The 21,162-nt window shown below is 71.4% G+C and carries 22 protein-coding genes and 3 pseudogenes; 11 read left to right on the forward strand and 14 right to left on the reverse strand.

Translation table 11 applies throughout. The features are described 5' to 3' along the window. Positions 1-73 precede the first annotated feature (73 nt). The 3 genes from JL475_RS16555 to JL475_RS16565 all read left to right on the forward strand — a co-directional run bounded on the left by JL475_RS16555 (position 74) and on the right by JL475_RS16565 (position 1,834). Entirely contained in the window at positions 74-625 is a 552-nt protein-coding gene (locus tag JL475_RS16555) for a YbaK/EbsC family protein (RefSeq protein WP_202278474.1), read from the forward strand. Next, entirely contained in the window at positions 622-1,467 is an 846-nt protein-coding gene (locus JL475_RS16560; protein WP_202278475.1) for a DMT family transporter, read from the forward strand. The genes JL475_RS16555 and JL475_RS16560 overlap by 4 nt, the downstream gene beginning before the upstream one ends. An 82-nt stretch (positions 1,468-1,549) precedes the next feature. After that, positions 1,550-1,834 carry a DUF1876 domain-containing protein gene (locus JL475_RS16565; RefSeq protein ID WP_202278476.1) on the forward strand — a complete coding sequence of 95 codons (285 nt, stop codon included), beginning with the start codon at positions 1,550-1,552 and terminating at the stop codon, positions 1,832-1,834. A 1-nt stretch (position 1,835) separates the two neighbouring features. On the opposite strand, the gene JL475_RS16570 is transcribed toward JL475_RS16565, so the two are convergent. Then, a complete protein-coding gene (locus JL475_RS16570) occupies positions 1,836-3,020 on the reverse strand; it encodes a serine hydrolase domain-containing protein (protein ID WP_202278477.1) in 1,185 nt (394 codons plus the stop codon). 224 nt (positions 3,021-3,244) lie between these two features. Here JL475_RS16570 and JL475_RS16575 point away from each other — a divergent pair, with 224 nt between their 5' ends. After that, the gene (locus JL475_RS16575; RefSeq protein WP_202278478.1) at positions 3,245-3,616 is read left to right on the forward strand and encodes an SsgA family sporulation/cell division regulator; all 372 of its coding nucleotides are present in this window, start codon (positions 3,245-3,247) and stop codon (positions 3,614-3,616) included. 45 nt (positions 3,617-3,661) lie between these two features. Here JL475_RS16575 and JL475_RS16580 read toward each other — a convergent pair whose 3' ends face one another. Both JL475_RS16580 and JL475_RS16585 read right to left on the reverse strand, forming a co-directional pair. Further along, the gene (locus JL475_RS16580; protein WP_202278479.1) at positions 3,662-5,329 is read right to left on the reverse strand and encodes a penicillin-binding transpeptidase domain-containing protein; all 1,668 of its coding nucleotides are present in this window, start codon (positions 5,327-5,329) and stop codon (positions 3,662-3,664) included. A 154-nt stretch (positions 5,330-5,483) separates the two neighbouring features. Further along, complete coding sequence (locus JL475_RS16585) at positions 5,484-7,133, reverse strand: penicillin-binding transpeptidase domain-containing protein (RefSeq protein ID WP_202278480.1); 1,650 nt, start codon at positions 7,131-7,133, stop codon at positions 5,484-5,486. Between the two features lie 263 nt (positions 7,134-7,396). Between JL475_RS16585 and JL475_RS16590 the strand changes: the two genes are divergently transcribed. Continuing rightward, positions 7,397-8,827 carry a S41 family peptidase gene (locus JL475_RS16590; RefSeq protein ID WP_202278481.1) on the forward strand — a complete coding sequence of 477 codons (1,431 nt, stop codon included), beginning with the start codon at positions 7,397-7,399 and terminating at the stop codon, positions 8,825-8,827. 72 nt (positions 8,828-8,899) lie between these two features. Here JL475_RS16590 and JL475_RS16595 read toward each other — a convergent pair whose 3' ends face one another. The 8 genes and pseudogenes from JL475_RS16595 to JL475_RS16625 form a co-directional block, all read right to left on the reverse strand. After that, on the reverse strand, positions 8,900-9,079 hold the full coding sequence (locus JL475_RS16595; RefSeq protein WP_202278482.1) for a hypothetical protein: 180 nt from the start codon (positions 9,077-9,079) through the stop codon (positions 8,900-8,902). Positions 9,080-9,381: 302 nt separating this feature from the next. Beyond that, positions 9,382-10,009: pseudogene (locus tag JL475_RS16600) on the reverse strand (hypothetical protein). Between the two features lie 80 nt (positions 10,010-10,089). Next, positions 10,090-10,470 (reverse strand): annotated as a pseudogene (locus tag JL475_RS40020) (ATP-binding protein); the annotation flags it as partial. Positions 10,471-10,571: 101 nt separating this feature from the next. Then, positions 10,572-10,889, reverse strand: a complete 318-nt coding sequence (locus tag JL475_RS16605; RefSeq protein ID WP_202278483.1) for a hypothetical protein — start codon at positions 10,887-10,889, stop codon at positions 10,572-10,574. A gap of 218 nt (positions 10,890-11,107) precedes the next feature. Then, entirely contained in the window at positions 11,108-11,440 is a 333-nt protein-coding gene (locus tag JL475_RS16610; RefSeq protein WP_202278530.1) for an RRQRL motif-containing zinc-binding protein, read from the reverse strand. Continuing rightward, positions 11,440-12,300 (reverse strand): protein spdB, encoded by an 861-nt coding sequence (locus tag JL475_RS16615; protein ID WP_202278484.1) that lies wholly within the window; start codon positions 12,298-12,300, stop codon positions 11,440-11,442. The genes JL475_RS16610 and JL475_RS16615 overlap by 1 nt, the downstream gene beginning before the upstream one ends. Continuing rightward, positions 12,297-12,578: a DUF6303 family protein gene (locus JL475_RS16620; RefSeq protein ID WP_202278485.1), complete on the reverse strand. Its 282-nt coding sequence runs from the start codon at positions 12,576-12,578 to the stop codon at positions 12,297-12,299. The genes JL475_RS16615 and JL475_RS16620 overlap by 4 nt, the downstream gene beginning before the upstream one ends. Further along, entirely contained in the window at positions 12,575-12,847 is a 273-nt protein-coding gene (locus JL475_RS16625) for a DUF6284 family protein (protein ID WP_202278532.1), read from the reverse strand. Before JL475_RS16625 ends, JL475_RS16620 begins: the two co-directional genes overlap by 4 nt. On the opposite strand from JL475_RS16625, the pseudogene JL475_RS16630 reads away from it, so the two are divergent. The 3 genes and pseudogenes from JL475_RS16630 to JL475_RS16640 all read left to right on the forward strand — a co-directional run. Beyond that, positions 12,802-13,512 (forward strand): annotated as a pseudogene (locus tag JL475_RS16630) (GntR family transcriptional regulator); the annotation flags it as partial. The gene JL475_RS16625 and the pseudogene JL475_RS16630 sit on opposite strands and share 46 nt — an antisense overlap. Further along, positions 13,509-14,168, forward strand: coding sequence for a YdcF family protein (locus JL475_RS16635; protein ID WP_202278486.1), 660 nt, complete (start codon positions 13,509-13,511; stop codon positions 14,166-14,168). The pseudogene JL475_RS16630 and the gene JL475_RS16635, both read left to right, overlap by 4 nt. Positions 14,169-14,746: 578 nt before the next feature. After that, the gene (locus JL475_RS16640; RefSeq protein ID WP_237407317.1) at positions 14,747-15,298 is read left to right on the forward strand and encodes a hypothetical protein; all 552 of its coding nucleotides are present in this window, start codon (positions 14,747-14,749) and stop codon (positions 15,296-15,298) included. Between the two features lie 132 nt (positions 15,299-15,430). On the opposite strand, the gene JL475_RS16645 is transcribed toward JL475_RS16640, so the two are convergent. The 3 genes from JL475_RS16645 to JL475_RS16655 form a co-directional block, all read right to left on the reverse strand. Next, positions 15,431-15,724, reverse strand: a complete 294-nt coding sequence (locus JL475_RS16645; protein ID WP_237407318.1) for a hypothetical protein — start codon at positions 15,722-15,724, stop codon at positions 15,431-15,433. A 325-nt stretch (positions 15,725-16,049) separates the two neighbouring features. Further along, positions 16,050-16,505 carry a MarR family transcriptional regulator gene (locus JL475_RS16650; RefSeq protein WP_202278487.1) on the reverse strand — a complete coding sequence of 152 codons (456 nt, stop codon included), beginning with the start codon at positions 16,503-16,505 and terminating at the stop codon, positions 16,050-16,052. 390 nt (positions 16,506-16,895) lie between these two features. Beyond that, on the reverse strand, positions 16,896-18,659 hold the full coding sequence (locus JL475_RS16655; protein ID WP_202278488.1) for a dolichyl-phosphate-mannose--protein mannosyltransferase: 1,764 nt from the start codon (positions 18,657-18,659) through the stop codon (positions 16,896-16,898). A 120-nt stretch (positions 18,660-18,779) separates the two neighbouring features. Between JL475_RS16655 and rsmI the strand changes: the two genes are divergently transcribed. From rsmI to JL475_RS16670, 3 genes are all read left to right on the forward strand, one after another. Beyond that, positions 18,780-19,628: a 16S rRNA (cytidine(1402)-2'-O)-methyltransferase gene (gene rsmI, locus JL475_RS16660; protein ID WP_202278489.1), complete on the forward strand. Its 849-nt coding sequence runs from the start codon at positions 18,780-18,782 to the stop codon at positions 19,626-19,628. A 176-nt stretch (positions 19,629-19,804) separates the two neighbouring features. Next, positions 19,805-20,170: a hypothetical protein gene (locus JL475_RS16665; RefSeq protein ID WP_202278490.1), complete on the forward strand. Its 366-nt coding sequence runs from the start codon at positions 19,805-19,807 to the stop codon at positions 20,168-20,170. 58 nt (positions 20,171-20,228) lie between these two features. Beyond that, positions 20,229-21,149 (forward strand): TatD family hydrolase, encoded by a 921-nt coding sequence (locus JL475_RS16670; RefSeq protein ID WP_202278491.1) that lies wholly within the window; start codon positions 20,229-20,231, stop codon positions 21,147-21,149. Positions 21,150-21,162 lie beyond the last annotated feature (13 nt).

A 21,162-nucleotide genomic window follows, 5' to 3' on the forward strand; every position in this document is an offset into this window, starting at 1 on the left:
CCGCGCCTGCCGCGCCCGCCACCGGGACAAACCCGGTCGCCCGCCGCCCGCGCCGCCCGCTAGCGTGCCCCGCATGACGACAGCCGTCACTGACCACGAGGGCTCCGCCGCCCACCCCCGATTCGCCGAGGCCCTGCGGGAGATGGGGCTTCCGGAGGTGATCGGGCAGGTCCGGCGCTTCCCCGACGCAGCCCGTACCGCCCCCGAGGCCGCCGCCGCGATCGGCTGTGAGCTCAGCCAGATCTGCAAGTCGCTGATCTTCGCGGTATGGGGGTCCCCCCTGCTCGAGGGAAGTCGAGAGCCTGGGGGAAGCGTGCCCGTACTGGTCCTGATGGACGGCGCCTCCCGGGTGGACCTGGAACGGGTCCGGCAGGAACTCGGCGCACAGAAGGTCACCCGCGCGAAGGCGGACGTCGTACGGGAGACCACCGGGTACGCCATCGGCGGCGTGCCGCCCTTCGGGCACCGCACCACGACCCGCGTCCTCGCCGACCGCTCCCTGCTGGAGCACGATCTCGTGTGGGCGGCGGCCGGCACCCCGTACACCGTCTTCCCGATGGAACCCAAGACGCTGATCGCCCACGCCGACGGCGTCCTGACGGACGTGCGCGAGCGCCGGGCGTGACCCCACTGGTCACCGCGGCCGTCCTGCTGGCCGCGGTCACCCACGCCGCCTGGAACGCCATCGCGCACCGGATCGCCGACAAACTGGCCGGCTTCGCCCTGATCTCGGGCGGCGGCCTGCTGATCGGGCTCGCACTGCTGCCGTTCGTGCCGCTACCGGCGGCGGGGGCATGGCCGTACCTGCTCGGTTCGGCCGCGATCCACATCGCCTACTACGCCCTGCTGATGAAGTCCTTCGAACTGGGCGACTTCGGGCAGGCGTACCCGATCGCCAGAGGCAGCGCGCCGCTGCTGGTCACGGTCCTCGCCGCCGTGTTCGCGCACGAGGTGCCCGACGGATGGGCCGCCGCCGGGATCACCCTGTCCTGTGCGGGACTGACCGGCGTCGCCCTGTGGGGGCTGCGCGGGCACCGGCCCGACCGGGCGGCGATCGGGGCGGCACTGGCGACCGGGCTGACCATCGCCGCGTACACCGTCGTCGACGGCCTCGGCGTACGGGCCGCCGGCTCCTCCCTCGGTTATATCGCCTGTCTCATGGCTGTCCAGGGCACGGTGATCCCGGCGTACGTGCTCTGGCGCCGGCGGGGCGGCACCACCGCCCTGCTGCGTCCGTACGCGGCCCTCGGCCTGCTCGGCGCGGCCCTCTCCGTCACCGCGTACGCCCTCGTCCTGTGGGCCCAGACCCGCGCCCCCCTCGCCCCGGTCGCGGCCCTGCGGGAATCGTCGATCATCGTGGGAGCCGGTATCGGGGCGCTGTTCTTCCGGGAGCGCTTCGGTGCTCCGCGCGTCGCCGCGGCCGGGCTGCTGGTCGTAGGGATCGGGCTGATGCTGCGGGCCGGGTAGCGGCGGCGGGGCCGGGCGTGATGGAGTGCGGCCGGGCGGGAGGAGGGGCACCCTGGAAGCAGGACTTCCGGAGGTGACCGTCATGACGAGCACGATGCGCACCACGGTCGGGTGGCACGTCGACATGGAGTTCATGGAGGACGACCAGCACACGCGCGCGGTGGCGATGGTCCGGCTGCCCGACGGGACCGAGGTACGGGCCCACGGGCACGCGAGCCGGCACCACGTCGACGCGAACCAGCCCAGGGTCGGGGAGGAGGTCGCCGGCGCACGCGCGTTGAACGAACTCGCGATGCAACTGCTGACCAAGGCGCACGACGAGATCGACGAAGTGTCCGGCCGGACCTCGCACCCGATCCACGTATGAGTCAGCCGGCGAGAGCCGAGCGCACCGCCCGCACCAAAGCCTGGGCGCGGGGGTCGGAGGTCACCGTCGTGCGGAAACCGTTGGTGACGTAGCCGAAGGCGATGCCCGACTCCGGGTCGGCGAAGCCCAGGGAGCCGCCGCGGCCGGGATGACCGAAGGAGCCCGGGGCCAGGAACGGCGACGCGCTGCCGTGCAGCATGTAGCCGAGGCCGAAACGGGTGCCCACGATCAGGACGCGGTCCGGGCCCGCCGACTCCTCGGCGCGGGCGCGTGCGACGGTGGCCGGGTCGAAGAGGCGTACGCCGTCGACCCGGCCGATCAGCGAGGCGTAGAAGCGGGCGAGTCCGTCCGCCGTCGCGATGCCGTTGGCGGCGGGCTGGGCCACCGCGCGGGACGCCGGGTCGTTCGGGTCCGGGAACGGGCTGATCGCGGCGAAGGCCCGGCGGGTGACGGAGGCGGGGTCGTCGTAGGCCGCGGTGACCGAGCGTTTGGGGCGGGCACGGAGCGCGCCGGACGGCTCGGGCCCCTCGACCGGGCCGACCCGCCCCACCCGGCCGGCCTCCGCGGCGGGCAGTCCCAGCCAGAATTCGAGCCCCAGCGGAGCGGCGATCCGGTCCGCGATCCACTCGCCGGCTCCCCGGCCCGTCACGCGCCGGACCAGTTCGTCGAGCAGCCAGCCGTAGGTGAGGGCGTGGTAGCCGTGGTCGGTGCCCGGCTCCCACACGGGCGCCTGGGCGGCGAGCGCCTCGGCGCCCCGCAGCGGGTCGAGCGCCTCCGCCGGGGTGAGCGGGCGGTCGAGGAGCGGGAGTCCGGCCCGGTGGTTCAGCACGTGCCGGACCAGCACCCGCTCCTTGCCGTGGGCCTTGAACTCCGGCCAGTAGTGGCCGACCGGTGCGTCCAGGTCCAGTTCGCCGTACTGGTGCAGCAGCAGGAGTGCGGCGGCGGCGACGCCCTTGGTCGCCGAGCGCACGACCTGGGCGGTGCCCCGCCGCCAGGGCTCGGCGCCGTCGGTGCCGTCAGTGCCGTTGGCGTTCTTGACACCGCCCCACAGGTCGACGACCCGGTGCCCGTCCCGGTAGACGGCGACGGCGGCGCCCCGGTCCCCGAGGTGCTCGAAGTTCCGTGCGAATGCTTCCTCGACCGGCTCGAAGCCCTCGGTCACCGTGCCGTGCACCTCGACGCCCACGTCCGTCGGTCCTCTCTGTCCACCTGTCGCCAGTCCCGGCGTTCACCTCTGACATGGGGTGCAACAGCGGCCGTCTGCCTGTGATTCCTGGGCTGTTTCGAGCGGAGACCGACTCATCAGTGACGGGAACCGTACGGAGGGTGGGATTCCGGAATGTGTGCGACATTGTACGTACACGTGGGTATACGGCTTTCGTACAGGTAGAGCACCGTGAGGGGCCACCCATGAACGCAGTCGAGCAGTACGCACGCGCGCAGATCGTCACGGACGCGGACGCCCCGCAGGCCGCGGACCGCGGAGCGGTACCCGTGACGCTGAGCTACGACGCCGAGCGCGCCCCCCGCACCGTGACGGTGCGGATGCCGGGCCCCGGGAACCGCGAGTGGACCGTCCCCCGTGCGCTGCTCGAACAAGGGCTGCGCACCCCCGTGGGAAGCGGCGACGTGCAGGTGTGGCCGTGCGGCCGGGTGCAGACCGTCGTGGAGTTCCACTCCGCGCAGGGGGTGTCGGTGGTGCAGTTCGATACGAAGGCCCTGACCCGGTTCCTGCGGCGTACGTACGTGGCCGCGGCGCCCGCCGAACCGGTCCCGCACTGACCGCGCCGACGGGCGGCGGCCGGTGAACCGCCGCCCACGCCCGGGTCAGCCGCCGAGCTTCAGCAGGCTCGCCACGATCGGGCCCGCCGTCTTGCCGCCGTGGCCGGCCGACTGCACGACGGCCGCCGCCGCCAGGTCCCCGCGGTACGCCGTGAACCAGCCGTTGGGCTTCTTCTGACCCTCGACCTCGGCCGACCCGGTCTTCGCGCCCTTGTCACCGCTCACCCCGGCCATCGCCGTCGCCGCCGTGCCGCTGGTCGCCGTGTACGACATCAACTCCCGCAGCTGCGACAGCGTTTCCGGCGACATGGTGCGCGAGGCCGTGGCCAGCGCGCGGTTGTCCACCTCCGGCGACACCAGGTACGGCTGGTGGAACACGCCCGCCTTGACGGTCGCCGACACCGACGCCATGTTCAGCGGGTTCATCCGCACCCCGCCCTGACCGATCAGGGAGGCCGCCATGGGGGCGTCCTTCTGCACCGGCACCGCACCGTCGAAGGACGACACCCCGACCTGCCAGTCGTTCTTCGCGAGCCCGAAGACCTGCTGCGTGTGCTTGGTCAGGTCGTCGTCCGCCAACTCGGGCGCCTGGCTGATGAAGGCGGTGTTGCAGGAGGCGCCGAAGCTGTCCCGGAACGTTCCGCCCTTGATGTCGAACTTGTCGAGGTTCTGGAACTTCCAGCCGCCGTAGCTGAAGTACTTCGGGCACGGGTGCTTCTCGTCGATGGACGCGAGGCCCTTCTCGATCAGCATCGAGGCGGTGAGCACCTTGAACGTCGAGCCGGGGGCCAACGACCCCTGGAACGCGGTGTTGAAGCCGCGCGAGGCGTTCGCGGCGGCGAGGATCTCGCCGGTCGACGCCCGCAGCACCACCACCGACGACCTGGCCTTCTTGGCCACCTGCTCCTCGGCCGCGGCCTGGAGCTTCGGGTCCAGCGTGGTCCGCACCGTGCCGGGGGTGCCCTTGCTCAGCTCCAGCACGGTCTTGTCGGAGGCCTCCGCCTTCTTGGACTCCTTGCCGCGGACCACGCGCAGTTCGATGCCGGCCTCGCCGCCCGCCGTCTTGCCGTACTTCTCGCGCAGCCCGTCCAGGATCAGCCCGATGGACGGATAGGTGGCGGTGGTCAGTTCACCGCCGTCCCGGTCCAGCGCCTTGACCGGCGGGGTGCCCGCCTCCTCGGTGACCAGCCTGTCACCGTCCTTGAGGTCGGGGTGCACGACGGAGGGCGCCCACGCGACCTGCGGTTCGCCGTCCCCGTCCCGGCGTACGACGGTCAGCGCGCTGTCGTAGGCGAGCGGCTCGGTGAAGTCCCCGTACGTCACCGTGCCCTTGACGGAGAACGGGACCTTGTCGCCGGTGCGGGCGCCGGCGGTGAGGGTGACGTCCTCGACGCCGGCGTCCTTGGCGTAGCCGGTGAGCAGGGCGGTGGCCGCCTCCGGGTCGTCGGTGGCCTCGGCGGCCTCGCTCACCTTGCCCTGCTGCCAGGCGGTGAGGAAACGGTCCGCCGCGGCGGTGACCTCGGCGGCGGACAGCGGGCCGGTCCTGGCCTCCTCGGCCTGCTGGGCGGAGGACGTCCGGGTGCCGTCCCCGTCCCCGCCCCCGAACAGCGCGTAGGCGCCGAGCCCGGCACCGCCGACGACGACGGCGATCACCCCGCCGAGCACGGCGGGCGGGGTCTTCCGTCGCTCGGCGACGCGCTTTCTGTTGCTCACTGCTTGTCCGATCCTCCGCAAGAAACTCCGCCGGGCTCCCCCGATGCCCGCACGCTGCCCTCGTGGCGCTCACCCGCCATGGCTCTCACCCGCCATGACGCTCACATGCCAACGACGGCCACCAGCCTAGAGTCCCCCCTCCCGCGCGTCGCGCTCAGCCACCCGCTCGTAGCACGGCTGCGACAATCGGACCGGCCGCGTCGCCGCCGTGGCCGCCCTGCTGGCTCATGGCCGCCGCCGCCACGTCGTTCCGGAAACCGGTGAACCAGCTGTCGGAGGTGGCGTTGCCGTCGACCTCGGCGGAGCCGGTCTTCGCGCCGATGTCGCCGCCGAGCCCGGACATGGCCTCCTGGGCGGTGCCCCGGGTGGCGGTGAGCCGCATCATCTGCTTCAACTGGGCGGCGGTGCCCGCCGGAAGGCCCTTCGCCTGAGCCAGCTGCCGGCCGTCGAGCTCCGGGGAGACCAGGTACGGCTGGCGGAAGGCCCCGGTGATCGCGGTCGCCGTCACCGACGCCATGTTCAGCGGGTTCATCTGCACCTGGCCCTGGCCTATGGCGCCGGCGGCCCGGTCCGGACCCGCGACGGCGGGAACACTGCCGTCGAAGGAGACGATGCCGGTCTTCCAGTCGTCCCGGCCCAGCCCGAACCGCTCCTGGGCCTCCTGGGTCAGTGAGGCGTCCGTGAGCGGGTCCTCGTCGACGAGCTTGATGAAGGCCGTGTTGCAGGAACGCAGGAAGCTGTCGGCGAGGGTGGCGTTCTCGTTCGGCTCCATGCCGGTGAGGTTCTTGAACGTCTGGCTCTGCCAGGTGGCGGTGGGCGGGCAGGGCGCCGGGCCGTTCATCGAGGCCACGCCGTTGTCGATGAGCATGGCCGCGGTGACGATCTTCATGGTGGAACCGGGGGCGACCCGGCCCTGGAACGCCGCGTTGAACCCGTCCTCGCGGTGGTTGGCGACCGCCAGCACCTCGCCGGTGCTCGGCCGCACCGCCACCACCGACGACTCGGCGAACCCCTTCACCGCCTTCTCGGCCGCGGCCTGCACCCCCGCGCTGAGCGTCGTACGCAGTCGGCCGGGTTCGCCCTTGGCGAGGGTCAGCAGCGTCGTGTCGCCGGCGTCCTCGCCCGCGGCCCCGGCGGCGTGCCGGATCACCAGCTCGACGCCGGGGGTGCCGCCCGCCTCGTCGCCGTACTTCTCGCGCAGGGTGTCCAGGATCGGGCCGAGGGAGGGGTACTTCTCCTCGGTGAGCACCGTGCCGTCCCGGCCCAGGGCCTCGATCGGAGGCTGCGCCGCCTCTTCGGTGACCAGGGTGTCGCCGTCCTTCAGATCCGGGTGGACCACGGACGGCTGCCAGTCGACCAGCGCGCGCCCGGTGGTCTCCCCGCGCACGACGGTCAACTCACTCCTGTAGTCGAGGGGTTCGGACTTCCCGTCGTAGGAGACGGTCGCCTTCACCCGGAACGGCACGGTGGTGCCGGTGGCCGTGCCCGGTGTGATCTCGACGTCGGTCAGGTGGGCGTCCTCGCCGTAGGCCGCCAGCAGCGGGGTCGCCTCCCCGGCGTTGTTCGTGTACGACGCGGCCTGCTCCGCCTGCGCCTTCTCCCAGGCCGCGAAGAACGCCCCGCTCGCCTCCGCGACCTCCTCCTCGTCCGGCGGCCCGGACTTCTTGGTCACGGCCGCGTCCGAACCGCCGCCTCCCCCGCCGCCGTTCACCGCCGACACGATGTTGTAGACCCCGTAACCGGCCCCACCCACCATGACCGCGAACACACCACCGATGACGGTGGCCTTGACCCCCTTGCCCATCGGGCTTCCCCTCCCCGCCGGACCCCCCACGTCTTCTGAACGTGTTCAGGACGTTCGGCGAGTGAGCACTTTACGCACAAGGAGTGACGACCGGGACGGCTGTTTCCGATTGTTGTCCGAACGGAGACGGGTGGTCAGGGGGGCCCGAAGGCCGTCGCCTGTCTTCTCCGGCTCGCCCGGCTCGCCCGGCTCGACACCCTCCGGCGACCGGGGGTGGCCCTTTTGTCCGGGCTGCTCGGGGTCCGTGCGGTACGTTCGCGCTCATGGCGCGGAGACGATGGCTGTGGGTGGGGATCGCCGCGATGCTGACCGCTTGCTCGGGTCCGGGCCGCGTCCCCGGCGGCCGGAACGCGGCGATCGAAGGGACATGGCAGAGCACCGGGTACGGCTACGTCTTCGACATCGCCCGGGACGGTGCGGGAAATACGCGGCTCACCTCCTACGACCGGACGGCGGGGAGCTGCCTCGGCGGGGACTCGTCGGCACCGGTGGGCCGCGAGGGCGACGCGACGTCCTTCGGTGAGGACGGTGAGGCCGAGCTGGTCGTCCGCAGGCGGGGAGACCGCCTGATCGTGCGGGAACCGGGGTCGGCCGGGCACATCCGCATGAACCGGCTCCAAGAGCTGCCCGACTGCCCGTCCGCGATCTCGGGGAACGCGGCCGACCGGCGTCTGCAGACCTTCGACGTCTTCTGGCAGAACCTCACCGAGCACTACCCGCCCTATGCGCACCGGAAGCTCGACACGGCGGACAGGAAGCGCGACCGGGCGGCCCTGGCCGAGCACAACACCGACCGGACGCTCGGCGAGCTGCTGGGTGACACGGTCCGCGAACTCGGCGACATGCACACCGGCGTCGAGGGGGAGGACCTCAGCCTCTACGGCAGACGGCCGGGCACGCGCGAATCGGACGACGTGGACACCGACGCCCTCCGACCCGCGATCGAAGCAAGGCTGGGCGAGCGGCTCACCCCCGTCATCGACGACAAGGTGGAGTACGCCGGCGGACTGCCGGACGGTCTGGGATACCTGCGCGTCACCCAGTTCGACGACTTCGCGGACGAGTCGTACGACGCCGACCGGAAGAAGTTCGAACAAGCCCTGGACACGGTGTTCGCCGTCGCGGAGCAGGACGGCTGGCGCGGCCTCGTGCTCGACCTGCGCCTCAACGACGGAGGTTTCGACGACCTCAGCCTCGCACTCGCCTCCCGACTGACGGACGAGCCGCACTTCGCGTTCCAGAAGCGGGCGCGCGACACGCGGGCGGCCTCGGGGTTCACGCCGTACCAGAAGCTGCGGGTGTCGCCCAGTGCCCGCCCCGGCTTCCACGGGCCGGTCGCGCTGCTGGTCAGCGACCTCACGGTGAGCGCGGGCGAGACGGCGGTCATGGCGCTGCTGAACCGCTCGCCGAAGCCCACCTTGATCGGCCGCCCGACGCAGGGCGTCTTCTCGGACCAACTGTCGCGGACACTGCCCGGCGACTGGTTCCTCGACCTCAGCAACGAGGACTACCGGGACGCGGCCGGACAGAGCTTCGAGGGCCGCGGCATCCCGGTGCCGCGGGAATTCCGCACGCCTGTCTTCACGGCCACGGAGATCGGACGCCGCTGCGACTCGGCCGTCGCCCGTGCCCTCGACCACCTCGCCGACAAGCCGCCGGGAACGACAAGGCCGTGCCCTCGCGGATCCACCTGACGGCATCGTCGGCCGACCGGCCTGAAACGACCCGGGAGCCGATCGTGCCGGGGAGAGGAACCCCGGCGGCGGTCATGCCGTCCCGGTGTCGTCCGCCTGCTCGCCCTCCGCCTGGGACGGCTCGGTCCTGGGGACGTCCGGGTGCGTGGCCGCGCGTTCGGCGGGATCGTCACGCTCGCCTTCGGCCTGTGAGGGAGTGTGGGAGTACAGCCACGGGTCGTAGGCCGATTCTCCGGTGTCTCCGGTTTTCATGACGGGCCTCCTCGGTCGCTCGCCTTCCATGCTCCTCCGCTCCTGCGCGGACCGCAGCAGAGCCGGGGTCGGGCCGTCCGAGGGGGCCGACGAGGACCACCGACGAGCACGGGGGCGCGGCGGTCCGCCGCGCCCCCGTGTCGCGTCCGCCCGGCTGGACCCAGGGGTCCAGCCACATCCGGGAGCGCCAGTCGTCGATGGGGATGGAGGTGCCGGTGTAGATGGGCCAGAAGTAGATGAAGTGCGCGTGATCCGGCCCTGTGGGGCCCCGACCAGGGCGTCTGCCTCTGTACGGGGCCGGGTCAGGCGGCTTGGACCGTCTCTGGGCCGTGATCTTGAGGACTCGACGCCAGATAGAGGCTGTCGACGGCCTTCCGCGTACGCCCCTCGCTGCTCGGCATGAGATGTGTGTAGGTCCGGAGCGTGAAGCCCGGGTCGCTGTGACCGAGGTGCTGACTCAGGGCCCGGATGTTCTCGCCCGCGTCCAGCAACACGGACGCGTAGAAGTGCCTGAGCGCGTGCATCCCGTGCTCGCGAGCGGATGTGCTCGGGCTTGAAGGAGCCGAGCGGGCGCGAGCCGATGTGGGGATAGGCGTGCAGCCGGAGCCGAGCCTCCGCAGCCTCACGGCTGTTGATCTCGCCGGTGTGCGTCTGCACCCAGCGTTCTGCGTACTGCCGGAACGTCGTTCGGGAGGCTCGGGGGTCGACGTAGTGGCCGCGGGACATGTCCGCCTCGATGTGCGCGAGCCACTGCTTGGCGAGCCGCAGTTCCTTGTCACGGAACGACTTGCTCTTCTCGGTGCCGTCCGGGCCGACGTACCGGGCGCGGTGGCGGAGACCCGTTCCGTGACGGTCGGTCCTGGCCTTGACGGGCTTCCCATCGGCGTCGGTTTCGGTCTTGTACCAGCGGTCTTGGATGTGGCCTGCCATGTGGCGGCGGTCCTCTCTCGACAGACAGCAGGGAGAGCCGCACACGGCGGCTCTCCCTGCTGTCTGTGGTGGTGTCCGGCTAGGCGGCGGTGGTGGCGGGCGGCGCGGAAGCGCTGCAACCGCTCCTCCCACTCCTCGGCCGCCTCCAGGTTCCCCGCGGCTTCCGCCGCCCGGATCATCCGCTCGTACCGGGCGCCGGTGCGGCCGTCCCAGGTGCGGCGGGCCACGATCCGGCCGCCGTTGAGGGTGTAGAGGCCGTGCCGGGCCACGGCGCGGGCGGTCGCCCGGGTCGTCTCGTGGGTGACGGCCGTCTTCACCGCGCGCCCGGAGCGGACCCACAGCGGCACCGGCCGGGCGGGCGGCGCGTCGGGGACGACGGTGAGGACGGTGAGGACGGTGGGGGCGGTGTCCGGGGTCGGGGGGTCAGTGGGCTTGTGGAGGTGGACGACGTTCTCGGACATGCTGGAAGTGCTCCTGACTGCCCCGACAGGGGCGGGAGTAAGGGAGAGAGCCGGGGTGGCCGGGTCCGTGGAAAGAGCGGCCACCCCGGCGTGATGGCTGGTCAGAACCAGCCGGACGACTTCCGCTTGGCCTTGTCGTGGGCAGCCTCGGCGATGAGCCGCTGCCGCTCGCCGTGCAGGGCGGTCAGCTCCGCGCTCAGCCGCATCTCGGCGGAGTTGCCGGTGGCGTCCATGCGCTGCTCCTCTCGGCCCGCGCTACGGCCCCGGGCCACTTTGTAGCCGCCGGCGGCCAGGGCCCGGGCCATGGCCCGGCGCTCACTGCCGTTCAGCGGCCACACCTCACCCCGGCGGACCGCTTCGAGCTTCTTCGTGGTCGCCTGGATCTCGCGGTCCAGGCGGCGGATGTCGGCGTTGCGCATGGTCGGGTGCTCCTCGGGTTGGTTGCGAGGGGTGCGCCGCTACGGTGTGCGGCATGGGTGGGGGATCCGCAGGTCGTACGCGGCCGTGCAAGTGGTGTCATGCGCCGGTGCAGCAGCCACGCAGTCGGTGGCGCAGGCGGCGGTACTGCAGCAAGCGGCATCGCCGCTGGTATCGCCTCTGGGAGGCCGGCTGGACCTTCCTGGACAGCCTGTAGCGGTCAGGGGCCAGAGCCCGTGGTGTCGGGGTAGGCGCAGGTCACGCACATGCCGAGCGCGGCGGGGATGACGTAGCCGGCATCGCGCGGGCAGGTGCGGCGGGCGGCGCCGGCCTTGGCCGGCGCCGCCCGTCGGGCCGGGGTCATCGGCCGGACCGGCACGGCCAGGTCGACGCGGTAGAGGTAGGCGACCAGCGGCCCGCGCCGACGGCGGGGGCGTTCGAGCTGCGCGGCCACGTCCTGACCACCGGGCCGCAAGCCGCGGGCGCGGAGTTGGCGGCGGGTGGCGTAGCCGTCCGGGGCGAGCCGCCAGCGGTACACCGGCAGCGCCCCCATCACGCGACGCGCTTCCACGCGGCCCGCAAACGGACCTCGGAGGCGGAGCGGCCGGCCGCCCGGAACCGGGCGGCCATCTCCCGGTACGACAGAGCGGGCGTCTCGCTGGTGCGGATCTCCTCGACGATGACGTCCAGCGCCTCATCGGTGAGCGCGGGAGCCGCCTCCAACGAGAGGGCGGCGACCGGCTCGGTGGGCCCCCAGACCGGGAGCTCCCAGCGGGGTGTGACACCGGGTGTGACGCGGCTCGTCACGCTGGTCAGCGCCCTGCCGGTATCCTTGCCCTCCCGCGCGCTCTCCAGCGTCGACCACGCCTTTGCGAGGGTGTCGGCGGTGGTGGCCTGGACGCGGGCGACGCGCGCCCCGGCCTGCGTCACGGCCGTCAGCCGGGTCTCCTCGGTGGCTGCCTCGGCGCGCAGCCGGGCGCGGGCCACGGCCGCCTCGTCGCGGGCCTCCTGCTGAATCCCGCGGATCGCATCCAGCGCCACCGGGGTGAGCGCGGTCCGCTCCCACAGGCCGTGCGCCAGCCACAGCGCCTTGGCCGCGATCGGCAGCCACGCCACGGCCAGCCACGCCCCGGCGGAGTGCTCCGCGGTCAGCGCGTGCGCGACCAGAACGGCGGTGGCGACCAGTCCGAAGCCCCAGCCGACGGCGGTCACCGTGCGGTTGTGGTCACCCTGCGCGGCGAGCCGGCGTTCATAGGCGAGGGTGGCCAACCATCCCCCGTCGATGCCGAGACCGACGACCAGGGCGACGGGCCACGGCATCGCCGTGCCCAGCCACATCACGACCACGGCGAGGGTGAGGACCATGGACACGGCCGTCATGGCGACGGCCGGCAGTACGGTCTTGGCACTCATGCGGCGCCCCCGTCCCGGCCGCGCACCGTGACGGCCGCGATCAGCAGGACCGGGGTGGAGTCGCCGTCGGGGTCCCGGCTGTCCTCCGTCCAGGACCACGCCGCGCCCGGCGCCACCTCGTAGCCGAGGGCGGCCAGCACGCACCGGCGCTCCGCCCCGGTGGGCACCGGGCCGGTGCGCTCCCAGCGGAAGGTGGGCCAGTCCGGCTCGCCGTACAGCACGACGTACAGCCGCCATGCCCCGCCGTCGCTCGACATCTGCGCGGTCAGCGTCTTCACGCCGAACCCCCGGGCAGGCTCGCGCCGGCGGTGCGGTTGACCAGCGCGACCCGGGCGGCCAGCGCCCGGCGGCGGGCCCGGCGGATGCGCCGGGCGTCCAGCTCGGTCGGCGTGCGGTCCAGCGTCACGATGTGCGCGTCCAGCAGCTTGACGTCCGCCAGGATGACGGGCATCTCCCGCTCGATCGCGTCCAGCTCGGCGTCCGTCGGCTCCACGAAGTCGGCAGATCCGAGAACTGGTCGAAGCCGGTGAAGGGTCGAAGTCCACAGTCCACGCGGCCTACAAGGCGTTGGAGTCCGAAGGGCTGGTCACCTCCTCGCGTGGGCACGGCACCGTCGTGCGGGAGCCGAGGCCTTTGAAGCGGCTGGGGATCGCCCGGTACGACAAGGCGAAGTGGCGCGACGGCGACGAGGTGGCGTTCATCGCCGACCGGGTCGCGTCCGGGCGTACGTACCAGCGGAACGAGCAGACGCAGACCGTCCGCAAGGAGAAGGCGTCTGCCGCAGTCGCCGAAGCTCACGGACTGCCAGAGGGGGCGGACGTCTACGCACGCGCCTGTGTGGTCAAGGAGGGTGCACAGCCGTCGCACACGTTGACCAGCTACTACCGTCCCGAGCACGTCGAAGGCACGCGCATCGTGGACCCGACGCCGGGCCCCGCCGGCCGAGGTGGTGGATTCCGCGTCCTGTACGACGCCGGATACGAGATCGACCGCATGAAGGAAGAACTCTTCGCCCGTGTCGCCACCGCAGAGGAAGCCCAGTTGCTTCAGCTCTCACCGGGTGAGTGGGTCGTTGAGTTGCACCGCACGACATACACGGCCGACGGGACTGTGGTGGAGTTCGCCATCGGAGTGCACGCAGCCACACGATTCGCGTGGGCCTACGAGTTCAAGGTCCCCGACTCGGCGAACACGGAGGACGAGAGCACGTGATCTCGACACAGGCATGGGCCGACGCTCAGCGGCTCTGGGACTTCCAGCAGATGGGCCACGAGCCGCGCCCGTGCTCTGTGGCGATCGGCCTCGGCAGCCACGACCTGGGTGTCGCCGACACCACCGCCGAGCTGTACCACCGAGGCATGGCGCCGGTGATCGTCTTCACCGGCGCCACCAGCCGCACGACGCGCGAACGAATGCCCCGCGGCGAGGCCGAGCACTACCGAGAGCGCGCGATCGAGCTGGGGGTGCCGACGAGCGCCATCATCGTCGAGCCCGATGCCAGGAACACGGGCGAGAACCTCCGCTTCTCCCGTGCACTGCTGGAAGCACGAGGTATTCCGGTGTCATCCGCTCTGCTGGTCAGCAAGCCCTATGAAGAGCGACGGGCGTACGCGACGGCGTGCGAGGTCTGGCCCGAGGTGGAGTGGGTGAGCGCGTCGACTCCCATGTGCTTCGCCCAGTACGTCGACTCGCTCCAGGACGTGCACCTGGTCGTCGACATGCTGGTCGGGGCTCAGCAGCGACTCGAGGTGTACCCGCGGCAAGGGTTCATGATCGAGCAGCCAATCCCGGACGACGTGGCCGTCGCGTACGAGCGGTTGAAGGCTGCAGGGTTCACGAGCCGACTCGTAGCGGAAGAAGCGCGGTAGAACTTCCTCTGCTTCATCAAGCACGCGTCGTCGCTCCGCTCCTCCGGGCGGGCGCGGGCGGCCGGCGGCGCCCGCGCCCTTGTCTCCGCCCCGCTCGGCATCGCCGGCCGCCCGCTCCCGCCCAGGAGGCAGGCACACGGGCATGAGGTCAGAACACGTCGTGGCTGGGGCGGTCGGCTCCACGGCTTCAGGCAGCCACTTTGGGGCGAGCCTCGAAGATCATGGCCCCAACGTCGTGCTTTAACAGGCAGGTCCACAGACTGCCCGACGCGCCGGAAGCTTACGGGGCCATGATCACTCGCTCCAAAGCAGCTCACAGGCTCAGCCGCAGTGAGCCGCCGCACGTAAGAGACCTGGCTCATCACTTCACCTGGTTCCTCGGCCGACGCGAGGGCTGAGCACCACGGGCCCCGCGGCTCGGATCGGCGCATCGGTATGCGGTGAATGCTGCGTTTTCCCCTGGCTGGCCCCATGGCGTCACACCTTGAACATGTACGAAATGACAGCTATGAGGGCCTTCGCTACGTTCATCGCAGGTCGGTCGCCCGGCCGACGTCCGTGCGACAGAGAGAAGTGACATGCCCACGCGTACATTTGCTGTGGCCGCTGCCGGAGTAGGCGCGGCGGTCCTTGCAGCCACCGGTATCACCTACGCCTCGACCTCCGGATCCGCCCCGGCGTCCCTGTCTGTCCACCAGGCAGCCGCATCTGCCCAACGGGTGGCCAAACCTGTCCAACGAGCCGCCCCTGCCGCGGCTCCCGCGAACGGCGGCAGCGCAAGCGGAGAGAAGAAGGACGAGGGCCGCGACCGCGAGGGCGGCGGACGCGGCTACGGCCACAAGGAAGAGGGAAAGATCTACTTCAACGAACGTGTGTACTCCGCCTCCGCTGAGGGCTGCGTCACTGCGGCCAGCGGACTGGGCTCCAGCAGCTTCAATGTTTTCAATGACAGCCGAAGGACTGTCGAGGTCTTCCGCGGCCTCACCTGTGACAACGGCGCTCCGGTCGCCACCGTGGGTCCCCACGGCGCCACCAATGGCGTTGTGACCCGTACCGTCCACGGAAGCCTGTTCGGTGACGATGGCGTCGTGGGCAGCTTCCGGGTGCTCGGCGACTACGACGAGTGGTGACAGCGCCGCCCGGAGTGCAGGAAAGATCCCGGCCCGCCGTAATCGGGCCGATGTTCCCGGCTTCGTGGATGTACGTGGGGCCACGGCGGGCACCTGCGCGGATGGTTGATTTTCGAATCAGACTCCGCCGGACTATTCGTTCCCCCACCGCAACCACAGCGTCTCGTGCCAGTAGTCGGCGTCGGGAGCGGGACGAGCCACTGAGGGCACCGGTCCAGGGCCCGTCTCGATCAGGTGCACCAGCGTCCAGGCGACGCCGTAGCAGTCGTCGGGCCCGAAACACGTGGCCAGCGCCTGTGCCTCCTCCGTCGTAACCGGTCGGGAGATTGCCCGAAGCTGCTTGTCGCGCCTGTCGATCTCTTCTTCACTCGCGTCGCAGTCGGGGAGTGGACCGTCGGCGACAAACGTCTGCACTTCGGGTCTCATGCTCGAATGATCGGCAGCTGTAGCCGTCGCGGCAAGGCGTCTTGGCAGATCATTCGGCCACTGCCTCAGTCGGCATGGCGCCCGTGCCCGCTGTGTACCCGTCCGGTCAATGGGGGCCGCCTCCGGGCCGTCGGAGGGCACTCGACGACAACCAACGCTGACAACCAGCGACAGCTAAGTCGCAGGTCGCAGCATTGATCGATTACATGGCCGCAGGTCAGAGACCCGGCTCTTCACTTCTTCGGCATCTGGTAGCAACTGGGGGCTTGACTGGCTCCTGAGCATGCCGCGTCTGCAGCTACGGACAGGCACAGCCGGTCGGCAGCTACGGGAGGTCGCTATTGCCTCCGAGGTTGGCGATCATCCGGCGGAGCACGTTCAGGGTGGTGACATAGTCGTCGGTCTCCACGCCGTTGTGCATCTGCTCGTGGACCTTGAGGTTGCGGGCCGTCGCGCGCTGTCGTCCCTCTTCGCCGGCCTCGGTGAGTGTGAGGCAGCCATTGAGCTCCGCGGTCCAGCCGCGGGAGGCGAGGTCGGCGTAGACGGCCTCAAAGTCGGTGTCCTGGCGGTCGAAGGGGGAGAGCTTGGCAGTGAGGGAGACGCGGGTCCACTGCGCGGGGGCACCGGCGACGTGGTTGAGGATCCACCAGTGCGGTTGCGTGAGCCCTTCCTCCGCGAGGGCGGCACGGATGCTGCCGACGATGCTCTCGTTTGCGACCCCGCTCCAGTAGCCGATGGGCTGGGCAGCAAGCCGGTCCCGTGAGTACTCCGTGATCGTCATGCCGGGAGCGTAAAACCTGAAGCGCAGTTGAGGTCAACAGCTGACATCCAAGCCTGACATCAACGGCGATGGACGACCGTGCATCGTGAAGGTTGGTCATGGAGCCGACAGTGCCGACTGGAAACCGCTGAGTAGCGTAGAGACGACAGGCGGATCGAACTCCTGAAGCGGTGTTCTTGGGACCTCCTCCCCCAGGCATGCCCCAGGGGTGCCTATCAATGGAGAAGCCGCAGGTGAGCAGGGTTGAGGGGAGCCCGCTGTAAATCTGCTGCGGGGCCAGTGACGGGCCGTCTCCGGGCCGTCCGAGGGTGGCCCACGACAACCGCTGACGACCAACGACGACCACGAGGGCGCGGCAGGCTGCCGCGCCCTCGTGGTGGGTCTGGCCAGCTAAACCCACGTGTCCAGCCACATCCGGGAACGCCAGTCGTCGATGGGGATGGAGGTGCCGGTGTAGATGGGCCAGAAGTAGATGAAGTTCCAGGCGATCAGGAGGACCAGGACGCCTGCCGCCGTCGCGCCCGCGACCCTGCGGGTGTCGCTGGAGCGGGGCGGGCCGACGAGCGCGCCCAGGAGCATCGCCACCGTCAGGCACAGGAACGGCAGGAAGACGATGGAGTAGAAGAAGAAGATCGTGCGCTCCTGGTACAGGAACCACGGCAGATAGCCGGCCGCGACGCCGCAGGCGATGGCGCCCGCACGCCAGTCACGGCGGAAGAACCAGCGCCACAGGACGTAGAGGAGCGCGAAGCAGGCCACCCACCACAGCATGGGCGTGCCCAGGGCCAGCACCTCGCGGGCGCACTTCTCGCCCGCGTCGGCCGGGCAGCCGTCCGTGCCGGGCGCCGGGGACTCGTAGAAGTAGGAGACCGGGCGGCCGGTGACGATCCAGCTCCACGGGTTGGACTCGTAGGTGTGCGGCGAGGACAGGCCGACGTGGAAGTCGTACACCTGGTTCTCGTAGTGCCAGAAGCTGCGCCACCAGTCGGGGAACAGCCAGGACCAGCTGCTGTCCTTGCCGTCGGTCACCGCCCAGTCGCGGTAGTAGCCGCCGCTGCCGTCGTCCGCGGAGAGGAACCAGCCGAGCCACGAGGCGACGTACGTCGCGAGCGCGACCGGGACGGTGGAGAGGAACGCCCAGCCCAGGTCGCGCCGCAGCACCGCCCGGTAGGGGCGGCGGGCGCCGGCGGTCCGGCGCGCGCCGACGTCCCACAGCACCGCCATCACGCAGAGCGCGGCCATGACGTACAGCCCGTTCCACTTCGTGGCGAACGCCAGACCCAGCATCAGCCCCGCCGCCAGCCGCCAGGGCCGCAGGCCCAGCCGGGTGTTCTCGGCGATGTCCGGGTCCGGCGGGGTCCGGCCGTCGGGGCCCACGGGCAGCGCGGCGGCGAGCCGCGCCCTGGCCCGGTCCCGGTCGACGAGCAGGCACCCGAAGGCCGCGAGCACGAAGAACATCAGCACCCCGTCGAGCAGCGCGGTGCGGCTCATCACGAAGTGCAGTCCGTCCACCGCCATCAGCGCGCCCGCGAGGCAGCCCAGGAACGTGGAACGGAACAGGCGCCGGCCGATACGGCACAGCATCAGGACGGAGAGCGTCCCGAGCAGGGCCGTCATGAACCGCCAGCCGAACGGGTCGAACCCGAACATCAGCTCGCCCAGCCCGATGACGTACTTGCCGACCGGCGGATGCACGACGTACGCCGCTTCGATCGGGACGGGGACGTCCGAGCCCCGGGAGAGGACCAGGTCGTTGGCGTTCTTGGCCCAGTCGACCTCGAAGCCGCGGTGGACGAGCGCCCACGCGTCCTTGGCGTAGTACGTCTCGTCGAATATCACCGCCTTGGGGCTGCCCAGGTTCCAGAACCGCAGCACCCCCGCGAACAGGGTGACCAGCAGCGGGCCGCCCCACGCCGACCAGCGGGTGATCCGGTCGGCGAGCACCGGAGGCACCCCGAGCGTGCTCCACAGCCTGCCGGACGGCTCGGCGTACGGCGGGACCAGGCGGTCACGGATGTCGGGAACCGCGGGGGCACCGCCCCCGGTCCCCGTCGCCGGGTGGCCGAAGCGGCGCAGCCGCTGCTGCCACGACGGTTGCCGCTCCTGTGGCGACTGGTCCTGCCGGGTGTCCGTGGAGGACGCGGTACTGGTCACCGCGCCATCGTAGGGAACGGCGCTGTGGGAGTCCCGCGCATGGGCGGTATGCCCGGCTCTCCCTCGGTTCCGCCCCTGGCCGGAACCGAGGGAGAGCCGGGGTCCTGGGAGGATGGGGGAGTGACCGGAATCCTCGTACTCGCAGGCACCCCCATCGGCGACGTCTCCGACGCCCCGCCCCGGCTCGCCGAGGAACTGGCCGGCGCCGACGTCGTCGCCGCCGAGGACACCCGGCGGCTGCGGCGGCTGGCCCAGGCGCTCGGCGTCACCCCCAAGGGCCGGGTGGTGTCGTACTTCGAGGGCAACGAGTCCGCCCGTACGCCCGAACTGGTCGAGGAACTGGCCGGCGGCGCGCGTGTGCTGCTGGTGACGGACGCCGGCATGCCCTCCGTGTCCGACCCCGGGTACCGGCTGGTCGCGGCCGCCGTCGAGCGGGACATCAAGGTCACCGCGGTGCCCGGACCGTCCGCCGTGCTCACCGCGCTCGCCCTGTCCGGGCTGCCCGTCGACCGGTTCTGCTTCGAGGGCTTCCCGCCCCGCAAGGCCGGGGAGCGGCTCGGGCGGCTGCGGGAGGTGGCCGGGGAACGGCGCACCCTCGTCTACTTCGAGTCCCCGCACCGGCTCGACGACACGCTCGCCGCGATGGCCGAGGTGTTCGGTGCGGAGCGCCGGGCCGCCGTCTGCCGCGAGCTGACCAAGACGTACGAGGAGGTCAGGCGGGGCTCGCTCGCCGAGCTGGCCGCGTGGGCGGCCGAGGGGGTGCGCGGGGAGATCACCGTCGTGGTCGAGGGCGCGCCGGACCAGGGCCCCGAGGAGGCGGACGCCGCCGAGCTGGCGCGCAGGGTGCGCGTGCGCGAGGAGGCGGGAGAGCGGCGCAAGGAGGCGATCGCGGCGGTCGCGGTGGAGGCGGGGGTGCCCAAGCGGGAGGTCTTCGACGCGGTGGTGGCGGCGAAACGCCCCGCGGGGTGAGTGGGGCGGAGGCGGCTCGGGACGTCGCTCAAGCGCTTGGGAGCCTTCGGCAACGAAACCCTTAAAACGGCGCCAATACTCCGCCGCCCCTACTGCTTTCGCGCCTCCTGAGGAGTCCACTGGAAGCAGGGACGGGTCGCATCGGTCCGTCCCGTCGTGGACCGACAGGAGCCGGGATGACCGAGATCGCAGGAAGGGCCGGACACCGCGCCGACGGCATCGTCAGGGAGTCGTACTCGTTCGCCTGCATGCGCTGCGGGTACGGCTGGGAGCAGTCGTACGAGATAGAGCACCACACGGACACCGACGGCCACGACACCGTGCGCTACGTGGCGGACGGTCGGGTCGTGCCCTCCCCGCTGAGCCGTCCGACGTGCCGGCACTGTGACGGCCACGTCGTGCGGATCATGCGGCCCGGCCGGGTCGCCTCCGCACGGGGCGCGGCCCACAGGGAGCACCACGAGCACCACGAACACCGCAAGCATCACGACCACCGCTGGCACCTGTCCGACCTGCTGCCCTCCTTCCGCAGGGCGGGCTGACGAGCCGGTGCCCCGGCGGTGGAACGGGTCCCTTCCGCGCGATCCGTAGGATCGGGGCATGCCTTCGAACACCCCCGACAAGAACGCCGCCCCGCCGCTCCCGGAGCCCCTGCGGGTACCGGTCGCGGACTCGCACACCCACCTCGACATGCAGTCCGGCACGGTGGAGGAGGGGCTCGCCAAGGCCGCGTCGGTGGGCGTGACGACGGTGGTGCAGGTCGGCTGCGACATCGAGGGGTCGCGCTGGGCGGCGGAGACGGCCGCCCGGTACGACAGCGTGCACGCGACGGTCGCGCTGCACCCGAACGAGGCCCCGCGCATCGTGCTCGGCGACCCTGGGGGCACCTCCCAGCCCCCCAGGGCTGGGGGAGGGTGGTCGCGGCAGGGGGCGCGGGAGCCGGGCGGGGACGCCGCGCTGGACGAGGCGCTCGCCGAGATCGACCGGCTGGCCGCGCTGCCCCAGGTCAAGGGCGTCGGCGAGACCGGACTGGACTACTTCCGCACCGGGCCGGAGGGCAAGGAGGCGCAGGAGCGGTCCTTCCGTGCCCACATCGAGATCGCCAAACGGCACGGAAAGGCCCTGGTGATCCACGACCGCGACGCCCACGCCGACGTGCTGCGCGTCCTCAAGGAGGAGGGCGCGCCGGAGCGCACCGTCTTCCACTGCTACTCGGGCGACGCCGAGATGGCGGAGGTCTGCGCCCGCGCCGGGTACTTCATGTCGTTCGCCGGCAACATCACCTTCAAGAACGCCCAGAACCTGCGCGACGCGCTCGCCGTGGCCCCGCCGGAGCTGATCCTGGTGGAGACCGACGCCCCCTTCCTGACGCCGGTGCCGTACCGCGGCCGGCCCAACGCCCCGTATCTGGTGCCGGTCACGGTGCGCGCCATGGCGGCCGTACGCGGTGTCGACGAGGACACCCTCGCCACCGCGCTCGCGGCGAACACGGCCCGCGCTTTCGGTTATCCACAGGCGTGACCTGCGGGGTGCC

The organism is Streptomyces sp. M2CJ-2 (assembly GCF_016757295.1).
In the GTDB taxonomy this organism is placed as follows: Bacteria; Actinomycetota; Actinomycetes; order Streptomycetales; family Streptomycetaceae; genus Streptomyces.